Annotated in this window: 8 protein-coding genes; 2 read left to right on the forward strand and 6 right to left on the reverse strand. The window is 66.3% G+C overall.

Annotated features, from left to right (window positions below; genetic code table 11):
* Positions 1–94 precede the first annotated feature (94 nt).
* The 6 genes from ACFPPA_RS17325 to xylA form a co-directional block, all read right to left on the reverse strand.
* Entirely contained in the window at positions 95–1,780 is a 1,686-nt protein-coding gene (locus ACFPPA_RS17325; protein ID WP_377322252.1) for a glycoside hydrolase family 43 protein, read from the reverse strand.
* 221 nt (positions 1,781–2,001) lie between these two features.
* A complete protein-coding gene (locus tag ACFPPA_RS17330; RefSeq protein WP_377322175.1) occupies positions 2,002–4,917 on the reverse strand; it encodes a TonB-dependent receptor in 2,916 nt (971 codons plus the stop codon).
* 682 nt (positions 4,918–5,599) lie between these two features.
* Positions 5,600–7,225: a family 43 glycosylhydrolase gene (locus tag ACFPPA_RS17335; RefSeq protein WP_377322177.1), complete on the reverse strand. Its 1,626-nt coding sequence runs from the start codon at positions 7,223–7,225 to the stop codon at positions 5,600–5,602.
* A 5-nt stretch (positions 7,226–7,230) separates the two neighbouring features.
* Positions 7,231–8,652: a sugar porter family MFS transporter gene (locus tag ACFPPA_RS17340; protein ID WP_377322179.1), complete on the reverse strand. Its 1,422-nt coding sequence runs from the start codon at positions 8,650–8,652 to the stop codon at positions 7,231–7,233.
* A 76-nt stretch (positions 8,653–8,728) separates the two neighbouring features.
* A complete protein-coding gene (gene xylB, locus ACFPPA_RS17345) occupies positions 8,729–10,234 on the reverse strand; it encodes a xylulokinase (RefSeq protein WP_377322181.1) in 1,506 nt (501 codons plus the stop codon).
* Between the two features lie 42 nt (positions 10,235–10,276).
* Positions 10,277–11,593: a xylose isomerase gene (gene xylA / locus ACFPPA_RS17350; RefSeq protein WP_377322183.1), complete on the reverse strand. Its 1,317-nt coding sequence runs from the start codon at positions 11,591–11,593 to the stop codon at positions 10,277–10,279.
* A gap of 458 nt (positions 11,594–12,051) precedes the next feature.
* On the opposite strand from xylA, the gene ACFPPA_RS17355 reads away from it, so the two are divergent.
* Both ACFPPA_RS17355 and ACFPPA_RS17360 read left to right on the forward strand, forming a co-directional pair.
* Positions 12,052–13,242 carry a XylR family transcriptional regulator gene (locus ACFPPA_RS17355; protein ID WP_377322185.1) on the forward strand — a complete coding sequence of 397 codons (1,191 nt, stop codon included), beginning with the start codon at positions 12,052–12,054 and terminating at the stop codon, positions 13,240–13,242.
* A gap of 118 nt (positions 13,243–13,360) precedes the next feature.
* Positions 13,361–13,987, forward strand: a complete 627-nt coding sequence (locus ACFPPA_RS17360) for a 3'-5' exonuclease (RefSeq protein WP_377322186.1) — start codon at positions 13,361–13,363, stop codon at positions 13,985–13,987.
* The last annotated feature ends 4 nt before the right edge of the window (positions 13,988–13,991 follow it).

Consider the following 13,991-nt stretch of genomic DNA (forward strand, 5'->3'; position numbering starts at 1 on the left):
CTCTTTCTCCGCTGCCATTCGCGGCTGAAGTCTTCAACGACGCCGCGCGGCATGGCGGCATCGTCGCCGCCATGCCGCGCACGCACGGTACCGCTCAATCACCATGTGTCTTCTGCAAGCTGGCGCTTCTCGTTGACTGCAGCCAGGCGTAGGGACCGAACGTGGCACCGATGAAACCGCCTGCCGTTGCGGCGCTCAGCAGGCTGGCGTCCAGCCCCCGCCGCAGTACGTGCCAGCCGCCTGCGTTGACGGCGTAAAGGACGTCCAGGCGCGGACCATCCACCTTGAAACGGATGGAGACAGCGGTGGTCTTGCCGGGCAAGTCGACGTGGCCGAGCGCGACACCCGCAAGCGGATCGTCCTTGCTCGCGCGCCGATCCAACTCCAGCACGTCGCCCGACTCGTGGCGGACGAGGCCCGCCGCGTAGAAATGGGTTTCGTTCTGCAACATGGCGAGTCCCGCCTGTTCGCCGGGCTCGAGCCCGCGCACATCGAACCGGGCATCGATCGTGGCCCGGTGATGCTGCAGCCGATGCGCCACATAGGCCGGCTGGGCGGATGTGTCGTCGCCCAGCGGCACCGCTGAAGGCTGGATGCGAAGGCCTTCACTGCCGGTGGCAAACCAGCGCCTGCTTGGCGGGTGCAGCGTCATCCACTGCATGGGCAAGCTCGGCGCGCGGAAGCGCTCGGTCCAGTGGAACGGCCCGTTCATCGGCACCGCTTGCGCCTCGCGGGGCAAGTCGGGTCGCTGTTCCACCAGGGGAACCGACTTGCCGTGCGGCAGGATCACGGGCCAGCCGTCGTGCCATGTCAGCGGCAGCAGAAAGGTCTCGCGGCCCAGGTTGTACTGGTTCCCACGATAAGGTCGCGTTCCCAGGAACACCGCCCACCAGGATCCGTCCTGCAACTCGACCAGCTGCGCATGCCCCGTCGACGTCACCGGATGCGGCCGGCCAGGCGCAAGGTCACGCTGGGTCAGTATCGGATTGCCATCCCACGGCAGGTACGGGCCGGTGATCTTGCGGCTGCGATAAATCATCTCGGCATGCTGTTCGCCGGTACCGCCCTCGGCCGTGTTCAGGTAGTAGTAGCCGCCATGGCGAAACAGGTGCGGGCCCTCGACATATTGCGGCTGGGTGGCGGGATTCGCGCCGCCATCCACCAGCACCTTGCGCGGTCCGATCAACTTCATCGAGGCGAGGTCGAGTTGCTGGATCCAGATCGCGCGATGCCCTTCGTAGCGGGGCTTCCCCTCAGGCATGCCGTTGTTCACCACCCACGCGGTGCCGTCCTGGTCGAAAAACAGGGAGGGATCGATCCCTTCGAATCCCAGCCAGACGGGGTTCGACCACGGCCCGGCGGGATTCTTCGCCGTGATGAGGTAATTGCCCTTGTCGCAATAGAAGCAGGTGTTCGTGATGTAGAACGTGTCGCCGTAGTGGCTGATCGAGGCGGCGAACAACCCGCCGGTCAATTCGCCGTGGCCGTAATGGATCTGGTCGGGCCGGTCGATCGCATTGCCCAGCTGCGTCCAGTCGACCAGATCCCGGCTGTGGAAGACCGGAAGCCCGGGAAAGTAGCCGAACGTGGAGTTGACCAGGTAGAAATCATCACCGACCCGGGTGACGGACGGATCGGGGTAGAAGCCCGTCAGCACCGGATTGCGGTATTGCGTCGGCGACGGCACCGGGCCGCCATCGTCGCCGCGATAGCTGATTTCCTTCACCACGACGGATGCGGCAGCCATTTGGCACGCCAGCGTGCAGATCACCCCAAGCATGAATCGTTTCATTCCGCTTCCCTCATGTGTGCTGGATGACCGCGCGGGATACCACCCGACCGACCCCATCGCGTGGATACATGCATGCGTATCTGCCCACACGCCCTACGCGCTGAACATGCCGGAACGCGGCGGGTTTCTTCCGGCGCCCGGCAAGGCACCCAACCCTGGATGCCCCGCCCCATGCCGGAACCCCGATCGACTGCTCGGGCACTGCACGATCAGAACGTCGCGCGCAGCGTCAGTGCATAACGGGTGTCGTTCACGTACCAGGAAGTGATGTGCTTGCCGGATGCGTTCTGATACATGATCGTGCGCTGTTCGGCGTTGTTGAGGTTGTTCATCTCCAGGCCGAGCTTCACGTGTTCGTTGAACGAGTAGAAGATCGAACCGTCCAGCTGTCCGTAGGCGTCGGCGAATACCGGCAGCTTCCACGGAATGTTGTTGTCGGTCCCGTTGTAGCCGTTCGGACCGATCGACAGCAGATACTGGCTGCGCCAGTTGTAGGCCAGCCGGATTTGCCACGGACCGTGCTCGTAGAAGCCGGCGACATTGAGGGAATCCCTCGACAGGCCATCCGCCGGGAGGCTGCCGTACCCGGAACCATCCGTATCCACCGGCACCGCCGTGGTGTCGTTCGGCACATGGGTCCTGCTGCGGATGTAGGTGTAGTTCGCCGACATGCCGAAGCCCTTGACCGGCAGGAAATCGAAGAACTCGTTCCAGCCGATTTCCACGCCATCGATCGTCGCCTTGCCGACGTTCACCGGACGGGTGATCAGATACTGATAGTTGTTGCCGTCGACACCTGGATACGTCACGAACCGCGACTCGTTGCGGAAATAGTCGCGTATCCCCTTGTGGAAGAAGTTGACCCAGGCCATGCCGCCGCGGTCCGGATCGAAATACCACTCCAGCGACAGATCGAACTGGTTCGCCTTCATCGGCGTCAGGTACGGATTGCTGTTGGAATTGCCAGTCAGGGTCAGCTTGTCGAGCGGCAGGGTGGTGGTGCCGGGCGGCGGCGTATAGCCTGACAGCACGTCGGCATTGAGAATCTGATAGGCCTGCATCTGGCTGAAGTCCGGCCGCGCAATCGCCTTGGAAAAGGCAAACCGCGTGATCAGGTTCGGAGCGAACTCCCACTTCAGGTTCAAGCTGGGCAGGATGTCGGTGTACTCGTTGCGGGCGTTGATGGGAGCGGTCTGGCCTGCGCCCAGATAGGGCGCCAACGGCTGGTTGGGAAACACCAGAAAGCCTTGGCCGGCATTCGTGGTCCTCACCGCACGCACGCCGACGTTGCCGCTCAGATGGGCATCGTCCACCCCGAATTCGAGCATGCCGTACGCCGCGTAGGTCTTTTCGTGCTGGACATTGGTGTGCGCAGCATCGAGCACCGTGTTCTGGTACGTGCCGGCATAGCAGCAGGTGTAGAACGGATCGGCGGCGGCGTGGATGTCCTGGTAGCTGGTCGGGTAGCCCAGCGCGGTCGACAGCAGCGGTGCATAGAACGCACCGGGTATGCCGGCGCCGCCCTTGTAGAAATTGTTGAACTTGTCCAGGTGCACCAGGCTGGTATTGACCGTGCCGTTCAAGTCCAGGCCGGGCAGCGGAACGCCGCCGGGCAACGCCCAATATTGCATCCAGGTCTGGAACACGGGCTTCCAGTTGTAGCCGGTATCGATGTTGTTGGCATAGCGGTTGGTCAGGCGCACGCCTCCCTTCAGCCCCTGCACGAACCCGTCGGCGAAGCTGTGATCGATGTCGGCGCGCCAGGCCAGTTCTTTCGCATAGTTCTGAACCTGGTGATCCATGGTGAACCCCCAGTAGTAATTGGCGGGGTCCCCGGTGAAGGCGGAATCGACGCCGATGTGCGGCGGGCTGCTGCCGTTCAGGGCGACGTCGATGTAGGGCACGTTCGTGCCCAGGGCCACCGTGGAATCCAGACTGTTGGTGGTGGCCCTGACGAACTGCAACGAACTCGTGACTTCGGTGCTCGTGCCCAGCCGCCACTTCATCCCGGTGGAGAAGTCCGTGGTCTTGGAGTGGCTGCTGGATGCGCGGATGTCGGTGCCCATCGGCATGCCGCCATTCTGCGTGAGGCGACCGGACTGGAACACGCCACCATTGATTTCGCTGGGCTGGCTGGGATCCACCATCACCTGCGTCGGGTCGTTGCTCACGAAGATCGCATCCTCGTCCCAGACTTCGTGGTATTTGCTCTGGAACGCGGTGGCGTAAAGGTCGAGATTGTCGCTGGGACGCCACTGGAAGGCCATGTAGGCGCCATCGCGCTTGCGATCGTAGAGCAAGGTGCGCCAGTCGGCGCCGCGCGGCACCCAGGTGCCGCCTGCGTTCTTGAAGAACGGACGCACGAACAGGCCATCGGTACGCGTGGCCAGGCGGGAATCGGCGAGATCGACGAGGAAGCCCATTTCGCCGAGGCTGGTGTGCCAGCGATTGCTGTAGAGCACCGAGGCGGACGGCTTGTACTTCTTGACGAAGTTGCCATAGTTCTCGCTGACCGAAGCGGCGACCTTCTGGCCCTGGAAGTCGAAGGGCATGAAGGTGCGCAGGTTTACCGTGCCGCCCAGGCCGCCCTCGATCATCGCGGCCGTCTGGTTCTTGTAGACGTCGACGCCGGACATCAATTCCGACGGCACGTCCTGGAAGCTGAGGGCACGCCCGCCGTTGGCGGAGAAACTGTCGCCGCCATTCAATTCGGAACGCACCTGCGTGAGGCCGCGCACCTGCACGCCATTGCCTTCGGCAGAGAAGTGCTCCGGATCGCCCTGGGAGATGAAGTGGTCGATGGTGACGCCGGGAATGCGCGACAGGGTTTCAGTGACGCTGCGATCCGGCAGCGCGCCGATGTCCGTGGCGGATAACGAATCGACGAAGGTGTCGGCGTCGCGTTTGATGTCCTGCGCCTTCTCGACCGATGCACGGATACCGGTCACCACGACCTCGCCGAGTTGGGTCGCTGCCTTCTTCTGGTCCGCCTTGGCCTTCCTGGCGGCGACCTTCGACGGGACGGCCTGGTCCACGCCCTGACTGCCGGCGGCGGCGGACGTGGCCTGCTGTGCCGATGCCTGTGCCGGCAGGTAAAGCATCGCCACACTGATCGCAATGGCCATGGAAAGACCCGTGCGCCGCAGCTGCGCGGATCCCTGTTGCCGAACACTGTTGCTGGACCGATCGTTCACCTGTTGCCCCTCCCATGATTGTTCGCTGACCGCGGGACTTTCACCGCGGGCCGGCGCATCGACGATGGCTTCGGCTGCAACGGCATACCCCGGGTGACTCTTGCGGACGCACCACCCGTTTCTCTCGGAAACATGCCATACGGTCTCGGCGATGCGTTACGCGTTGCATGCTGCGGTGGCGGGTGCGGGGGCGCAATTACGAAATTGTCCAGCGCGGCTCACGTTTCTTCTTTTGCGTTCGCCGCAAAACAGCGACGATTCCGGTCGTTCCGTGTGCGCGTTCGCTCGGTGGCGATGCACCGACGCGATCGCGCCTGGGCGCGTACGGGCAAGCCGGCACACGCGTCGATGAAGTCGCGATCACGCGCCGGCACTGAAGAATCCGGGATCGCGCGAGTCGCTGTCGTGATCGCGTGCGCAGCACGCGTGCGCGCGCCGGTCGGCGGAGGCGGCCGCAGGCACTTCGGGCGGGTCGTGCTGCATGCCAGCAAAACGGCGATGACGCGATGCGGGGGAGCCGCTGCCGGTGCGGTTCGCCGGCAGCGGAGTCGGACCCTCGCGACGACCTGCCCGCAGGCATGGACGTCGATCATCGAGGGGCCCGGCCGTTCGTTCAGCCCGGGTCGATCGCACGATAGGTGAAATCGCGCAGAACGATGCTGCCTTCGCCGGCGCTGTAGATGCCGATCCTCAAGCTGAGAAATTCTCCGAAGACATTGTGGTGGATGCCGGAGACTTCCATGCGAAGTCCGTGCAGCGTCCAGGTCTTGCCGCCGTCGTGCGAGTAGTGGAACGTGATGACGTTGCGGTCATTGGTCAGGCGTATGCGCACGCGGGAGGTCGAGATCGGCGAACGCATCCAAGCCAGCTCCGCGGCGTACTCGAAGGTCTTCAGCGCATGCGGCGAAAATCCGATGCCGACGAACGCCTTCGGGTTGTAGAACAACAGCAGGCCGCCCTCGGCCTGGCCGACAAGCTCCAGGGTGACTTCCGCGACGTAGGCGCGATCCCCGGGCAGGCAGGTCAGTGGCATGCTGTCCGCCGGCGAGCTTCCGCTGGCGTCCAGGTGCAGTCCGTCCGGTCGATAATGGACCCGCCCCATCTCGTCCGGCCGGGGATGGTGAAGGCTCCACTGCACACCGAACTTGTCGGCGGAGAAGTCATCCGACAACGCCTGACCCGAGGGCCCGTTGCGGCCGCCTCGTGGCTTCGGCAAGGGTCGCGAGAGATCGCCGCCGGTGGCCCGGAACCAGCCGTCGGCGGTCCATTCCATCGGCTCCAGCAGGGTTTGCCGGCCCAGGGTGCGGAAGCCGTTTTCGTAGCCGTGATACACCATCCACCAGTCGCCACCCGGTCCTTCGACCAGGCTGGCGTGGCCGCGCGACCACCAGGGCTCGTCCACCGACTGCGTACGCACCAATGGGTTATGCGGGCAGTTCTCCCAGGGGCCATGCACCGACCGTGATCGCGCCGCGATCACCATGTGGCTGGTGGGTGGACCCGCGGTGCCGCCCACGGCGCTGACCAGATAGAACCAGCCACCATGACGGAGCAACTTCGGTCCCTCGGGGGCAAAGTCCTCGACGACCCAGTCCTGCGGATAGCGCCAGGGGGTATAGGCATGTTCGAGCGTGCCATCCGTGGCCAGGCCGTCGTCGGTGAGCCGGATCATGCGGATGCCGTTGACGAACAGGTAGCGCTTGCCGTCCTCGCCCACCACATGCCCCGGATCGATGCATCCGGCGATCTTCAGGTCGATCGGGTCGCTCCATGGGCCGACGATCCGGTCCGCCCAGATCACATGGATCGACCAGCCCGCGTCGCCCACACTGGCGGGGATGTAGATGAAGTAGCGGCCTGCGTGCTTGCACAGGTCCGCCGCGAAGACGTTGCCGAGCGGCTTGTTCAACGCAGCCGTCAACGGCGCCCAGTTGAGCAGATCGGTGGAATGCCAGATGACCAGGCCGGGACACGCCTGGAACGGCGTGAACGTCATGTAGTAGTCGTCGCCGTCCTTGAGGATGGTCGGATCGGGATGATCGCCCGCGACAATCGGATTCAGGTAGGTTCCATCGCCCAGATCGGCGCGACGCTGGCCTTCGATGCCGGGCCGCCAGCGCGTCGCCTGCCCCTGACCGGAGCCACGCGCGACGGGGGCGGCTGCCTTGAGCGAAAACGGTGCGGCTGCCGCACCCACCAGCATCATCTTGAAGACGTCTCGGCGGGACGTATCCACCATGCTCGTCACCCCGGCATCTGTTCGAGTTCCTTGCCGTTGGTTTCGTCGACGTACTTGAGCACGAAGACCACCGACAGCAGCGCGGCGAGGGCGTAGATGCCGTAGGCGCTGGCCAGGCCGATGCCGGCAAGCAGGATCGGGAAGGTGATGGTGATGAGGAAGTTCGCCGTCCATTGCGCCGCGCCCGCGGCCGCCAGTGCCGAGCCGCGGATCTGGTTGGGGAACATCTCGCCCAGCATCACCCACATCACCGGGCCCCAGGAGACATTGAAGAACACCACGTAGGCATTCGCCGCCACCAGCGCCAGCACGCCCATGGGCCCGGACAAGGCCAGCTGGCCGCCGGCGCCCGTGCCCGCACTGGCGAACGCACAGGCGACCACGGCCAGGGTCACCGTCATGCCGGCCGAGCCGATCCACAGCAGCGGCTTGCGTCCGATCCGATCGATCAGCATCAACGCCACCAGGCAGGCGCCGATGCTCAGCGCCCCGGACAGCACGTTGATCAGCAGGGCGTCGCTCTCGGAAAAGCCCACCGCCTGCCACAGCACGGCGCCGTAGTAGAACACCACGTTGATGCCGACCAGTTGCTGGAACGTGGCCAGGCCGATGCCGACCCAGACGATCGGCCGGATCCGGCGGCGGGCCTGGTCGAACAGGTCGCGCAGTCGCGGGCGGTGGTCCGCTGCCAGCGAACCCTGGATGTCGCTCAACGTGAGCCGCGCCGTGAACTCGCCGTAGAGGCGCGTCAACACCTGCAGCGCCTGCTCCTTGCGACCCTTGGCCACCAGATAGCGCGGACTCTCCGGAATGCCAACCAGCGCCAGCAGGAACAACGCGGCCGGAATCATCTCGATCCAGAACATCCAGCGCCACGCCTCGAAGCCCCACCACAAGGGATTGACCGACGACCCGGCGATGCCCGCCAGCGCATAGTTGCTGAGGAAGGCGGCGAACAAGCCGGAGATGATCGCGATCTGCTGCACCGTGGCGAGCCGGCCGCGATAGCGCGCCGGCGACACCTCGCTGATGTAGGCCGGCGACATCACGCTGGCCGCACCCACGGCCAACCCGCCGATGATCCGGTAGATCACGAACGCGGTGGACGCCCCGGCGATGCCCGAGCCCCAGCCGGAGACGACGAAGCACAGCGCCGCGACGATCAACACGCTGCGGCGGCCGTACAGGTCGGCCATGCGTCCGGCAAAGAACGCACCGACCGCGCATCCCAGCAGCATCGAGGCGACATTGAAGCCGGTACCGAAGGAATCCGCGTGGAACGCCTTCTGCAGTCCCTCGACGGTGCCGTTGATGACGCCGCTGTCGAAGCCGAACAGGAAGCCGCCGATGGTGGCGACCAGGCTGATCAGCACGATGAAGCCGGTATTTTCGCTGCTCTGTTGTTGTGTTGCGACGGCAACGTTCATGCCTGTTCCCCTGGATAGAGTTTCTGCGTGACCGACAAAGAATCGACTGTACCAGCGCGACGGATCCGGCCTGGCTTCACGCCGCGTGGCCGCGGCCGTCCACCGCGGGATCGTCGCGGCGCAATCCCTTCAGCCGCGCGTAGAGTTCGCGAAACACCGGCTGGCGCCGCGCGAGATAGTCCTGGTGGCGGTCCATGTGCGGTTGCAGCACCTGCAGCAGCGGCGGTGGCGGGCAGGCGGCGGCGGGGTCCTCGTCGCCGTCCACTGCCATGCGCGCCAGACGCGCCGCGCCCAGCGCGGGACCGACGTCGCCCCCGCTGTGCAGCTGCAGCGGTCGGCCGAGGATGTCGGCCAGCATCTGCAACCAGTACGTGCTGCGCGTGCCGCCACCGATCACGCTGACCGGCCCGGTGTCCACGCCGGCCGCCCGCACCGCCTCTATGCCGTCGAGCAGGCCCAGGCCGACGCCTTCCAGCACCGCATGCACCATGTCTTCGCGCCGCGTGCCCGGGGTCAGTCCATAGAACAGCCCGGCGGCATGCACGTCGTTGTGCGGCGTGCGCTCGCCGCTGAGGTAGGGCAGGAACCAGGGCCGCTGCGCCTGCATCGGCGCGGCCTGTGCGGCCTCCAGCATGCGGCCGACGCCGTCATAGCCGCCCCACCGCGCGGCCACGTCCAGACAGCTGGCGGCGTTGAGCATCACCGACATCAGGTGCCAGGTATCGGGCAGCGCATGGCAGAAGCTGTGCACCGCCTGTTGCGGCAGCGCATGGAAGCCGTCGGACACCGCGAAGAACACGCCGGACGTGCCCAGCGACAGCATCGCCTGACCCGGCCGCACCACACCCATGCCGACGGCGCCGGCCGCGTTGTCGCCACCGCCGGCGGCGATCGCCACCTCGCCCATCGACCAGCGTCGCGCCAGGTCGCCGCGCAGGTAGCCGGTCACCCGCGAGCCTTCCGCCAGGCCCGGCATCTGCGCCTGGTCGAGGCCGCAGGCGGCCAGCATCGCCGGGCTCCAGGCGCGCCGCCCCACGTCCAGCCACAGCGTGCCGGCCGCGTCCGAGGGATCGCTGACGAAGTCGCCGCTCAACCGGTAGCGCAGGTAATCCTTGGGCAGCAGCACCTTGTCGATGCGCCCGAACAGTTCCGGCTCATGCCGGCGCAGCCACAGCAGCTTCGGCGCGGTGAACCCCGGCATTGCCAGGTTGCCGGTGATCGCACGAAACGCCGCCACGCGTTCCAGCTCGGCACACTCGGCCTCGCTGCGGCCGTCGTTCCACAGGATCGCGGGACGCAACACCTGCCCCTGCGCGTCCAGCAGGGTCGCGCCATGCATCTGCCCGGTCAGTCCGATCGCCTCGATCGCCGCGGGCGCCAGCCCATGCTGCACGGCCTGCAGGATCAGCTGGTCCATCGCCGCCCGCGTGGCCTGCCACCACTGCTCGGGATCCTGCTCCGACCAGCGCGGATGGGGCTGCGACAACGTCAGCGGCGCGGTCGCGCTGGCGCGCAGCGTGCCGTCGCGATCCAGCAGCACGGCCTTCACGCCGGAGGTGCCCAGGTCGATGCCGACGAACATCAGTGCGGCCTCCCGCGCGGGCACACGGACGGGTGCATGCGCTCAGCCATGGATGAAGCGGGTGACCAGGTTCTCCAGCCGCTCCTGCTCGCCGCTGACGTGGCGGGGATTGAACTGCTGCGCCAGCGCCTCGTCGCTGACGCTGGCCAGGCTGCTTCCACTGGCCATGATGCGCTGGCCCAGTTCGCCGTCCCAGGCGGCGTAGCGCTGCGCCTTGAGCTCGCCCAGCAGGTCGCGCTCCAGCATGCCGGCGGCGCGCTGCAACGCCAGCGCCAGCACGTCCATCGCGCCGATATGGCCGTGGAACAGGTCCGCCGGGGTGTTGCTCTGGCGGCGCACCTTGGTATCGAAATTCAGGCCGCCCTTGCCGAAGCCGCCGGCCTTGAGGATCTCGTACATCACCAGCGTGGATTCCTCCACGCTGTTGGGGAACTGGTCGGTGTCCCAGCCGTTCTGCGCATCGCCGCGGTTGGCGTCGATGCTGCCGAACACGCCCAGCGCGATCGCGGTGGCCACCTCATGGTGGAACGAGTGCCCGGCCAGGGTCGCGTGGTTGCCTTCGATGTTGGTCTTGATCTCGCCTTCCAGGCCGAAGTCCTTGAGGAAGCCGCAGACGGTGGCGACGTCGTAGTCGTACTGGTGCTTGGTCGGTTCCTGCGGCTTGGGCTCGATCAGGATGTCGCCGTCGAAACCGAGCTTGTACTTGTGCTCGACCGCCATGTTCATGAAACGGCCCAGCTGCTCGCGCTCGCGCCGGATGTCGGTGTTGAGCAGGGTGTCGTAGCCCTCGCGTCCACCCCACAGCACGTAGTTCGCCCCGCCCAGGCGCCGGGTGGCCGCCATCGCGTGCGACACCTGCGTCGCCGCATAGGCGAACACCTCCGGCTGCGGGCTGGTCGCCGCTCCGGCCGCGTAGCGCGGGTGGGAAAACAGGTTGGCGGTGCCCCACAGCAGCTTGATGCCGGTCTGCTCCTGCTTGCGCTCGAGCACGTCCAGCATCTGCGCGAAGTTGTTCACGTACTCGCGCAGGCTGCTCCCCTCCGGCGCCACGTCGGTGTCGTGGAAGGTGTAGAACGGCGCGCCGAGCCGGGAAAAGAAATCGAAGGCCGCGTCGGCCTTGGCCAGCGACATCGCCATCGCGTCGCCGCCGGTCTGCCAGGGGCGCTCGAAGGTGGGCTGGCCGAACATGTCGGCGCCCGGCCAGACGAAGGTGTGCCAGTAGCACACGGCAAAGCGCAGGTGTTCGGCCATCGTCTTGCCCAGCACGCGCCGCCCGGCGTCGTAATGGCGGAAGGCCAGCGGCTGCTCGCTGTCCGGCCCTTCGTAACGCACCGGCGCGATGGAATCGAAATATGACATGTGACTTCCTCAAGTTGAGCCTGTCGGGACACGGCCGGACCGGTGCCGCCGCCCCGTCCGGCGGCCTGTCCCGGCCGCCGATGACATTTCCTTTCGCATGGCCCGCGTCGGCGCGGACCACGACCTGCATTCCCGAGTCCCCGTGCCGCCGCGTGGCCCGCAACCGGGCCGGGCCGGTTGCGGCGACGAACGCCCGCGGATCGAGGGTGTCGAGGGCGCTGCCGCCGCCGACCTCGGGTTCATGCTGCGGCGAGGGCCGGGACCGCGCAATTACGATATTGCCCAGAGCGACTGATGTTTCTTCTTTTGCACCCGCCGCAAATGCCCCTGTGCCCCCATTCACTCGTGCTAGCCTCGGACAGGAAACCCGGGGGTATTCCGGGCGATGTTCGACTTGTCCTGGATCAGGCGTGACGGAATGGCTGCCGCGCGCCCCGGCAACCACACGGGCGCTTCTCATGGGCACTCCACACGGCGTACATCGCATTGCCCTGCTGTTCAATGCGAACAAGGTCTACGATCGCCAGATCATCGCCGGGGTCGGCGCGTACCTGACCTCGACCCGCGTCAGCTGGGATCTGTTCATGGAGGAAGACTTCCGCTGCCGGCTCACCGGCCTGGCCGACTGGTGCGGCGACGGCATCATCGCGGACTTCGACGACCCCCAGGTCTGCGCCGCGCTGCGCGAGGTCAACGTGCCGGTGGTGGCGGTGGGCGGCTCCTACACCGATGCGTCGCGCTACCCGGAAGGCCTGCCCTACATCGCCACCGACAACGCCAAGCTGGTGCGGCTGGGCTACGACCACCTGATCGAGCAGGGACTGGAGAACTTCGCGTTCTACTCGCTGCCGGTCGGGCCGGCCCACCGCTGGGCGGAGGAGCGCGAACGCCTGTTCGGCGAGATGGTCGCCAACGACGGCCTGACCAGCTTCATCTATCACGGCCATGCCACCAGCGCGGCGGGCTGGAGCGAGGCGACGGACGCGCTGATCGCCTGGCTGAAATCGCTGCCCAAGCCGGTCGGCGTGCTGGCCGCCACCGATGCGCGCGCGCGCCAGCTGCTGCAGGCCTGCATGATGGCCGACATCCCGGTGCCCGACGAAGTCGCCATCGTCGGCATCGACAACGACCCGCTGGCGCGCATGCTCTGCCGCATCCCGCTGACCTCGGTGCAACAGGGCACCGAGGAAATGGGCCGCGCCGCCGCCCACCTGCTGCACCGCATGCTGCACGGCGCGAATTGCAGCGACACCCGCGTGCTGGTGCCGCCCGAAGGCCTGCACGTGGCGGCGTCGAGTCTGCATCAGACCGTGCGCAGCCCGTACGTGATGCGGGCGCTGCACTACATCCGCCAGTACGGCTGCCTCGGCATCCGCACCGAACAGGTGGCGAATTACGTGGGCGTCTCGCGCTCGCTGCTGGAAGAGCATTTCCGGCGCAGCCTCAAACGCAGCGTCCACCAGGAAATCCTGCGGCACAAGCTGGAGATTGCGCAGGACCTGCTGCGCAGCGGCGAATCCGCGATGACCGATATCGCCGTGCGCTGCGGCTTCACCTCGGTGCAATACCTCTACACCGTGTTCCGCCGCGAACTGGGCTGCACGCCCAAGGCGTTCCAGGAAAGCCAGCATGGTGAGGTGGTGCACTGAGTCGCGCGGGGTGCGGGAGGGCGCTGCGCACACGGGGAGCAACGTGACCGGGTGAGTTGGCCGGCCAAGGCGCTATCCTTTTCGGACGCCGAGAGAGGCGCGACCTGCCGGATCCACCTTGTTCGACCAACCCATCGTGATGCTCGATTTCGAGACCACCGGTCTGAGCGCCGCCGGCGGCGACCGCATCACCGAAGTCGCCGCCCTGCGCATCGTCGATGGCGTGGTGACCGAGCGCTACGTCACCCTGATCAATTGCGGTGTGCGCATTCCGTCCTTCGTCACCGCGCTGACCGGCATCTCCCAGCGGATGGTCGACAACGCCCCACCGGTGACGCAGGTGCTGCCCCAGCTGCTGGAGTTCATCGGCGACGACGTCCTGGCCGCCCACAACGCCAGCTTCGACGCCCGCTTCCTGCTCGCCGAGAGCGAACGGCAGGGCCTGTCGCCCCGCCACCGCGGCCTGATCTGCTCACTGAAGCTCGCCCGCCGGATGCTGCCCGGCCAGACCAGCTACAAGCTCGGCGGCCTGGCGCACGCCCTGAACATCACCTACCGCGGCAGCGCCCATCGCGCGGAAGCCGACGCCGAGGTGTCGACGCGGTTGCTGCTGCATATCGGCGACTCTTTATGCCATCGGTATCGCTGCCAGGCGATCGCCCCGGGATTGCTCGAGGCAATCAATCGGCAGAGTGCGGCCAAGGTGCCGCAATTTTTGAGTCGCAGTTTTGGGGCAGTCCGCTGAGGGC

Source organism: Rhodanobacter ginsengisoli (assembly GCF_042657065.1).
Lineage (GTDB): Bacteria > Pseudomonadota > Gammaproteobacteria > Xanthomonadales > Rhodanobacteraceae > Rhodanobacter > Rhodanobacter ginsengisoli.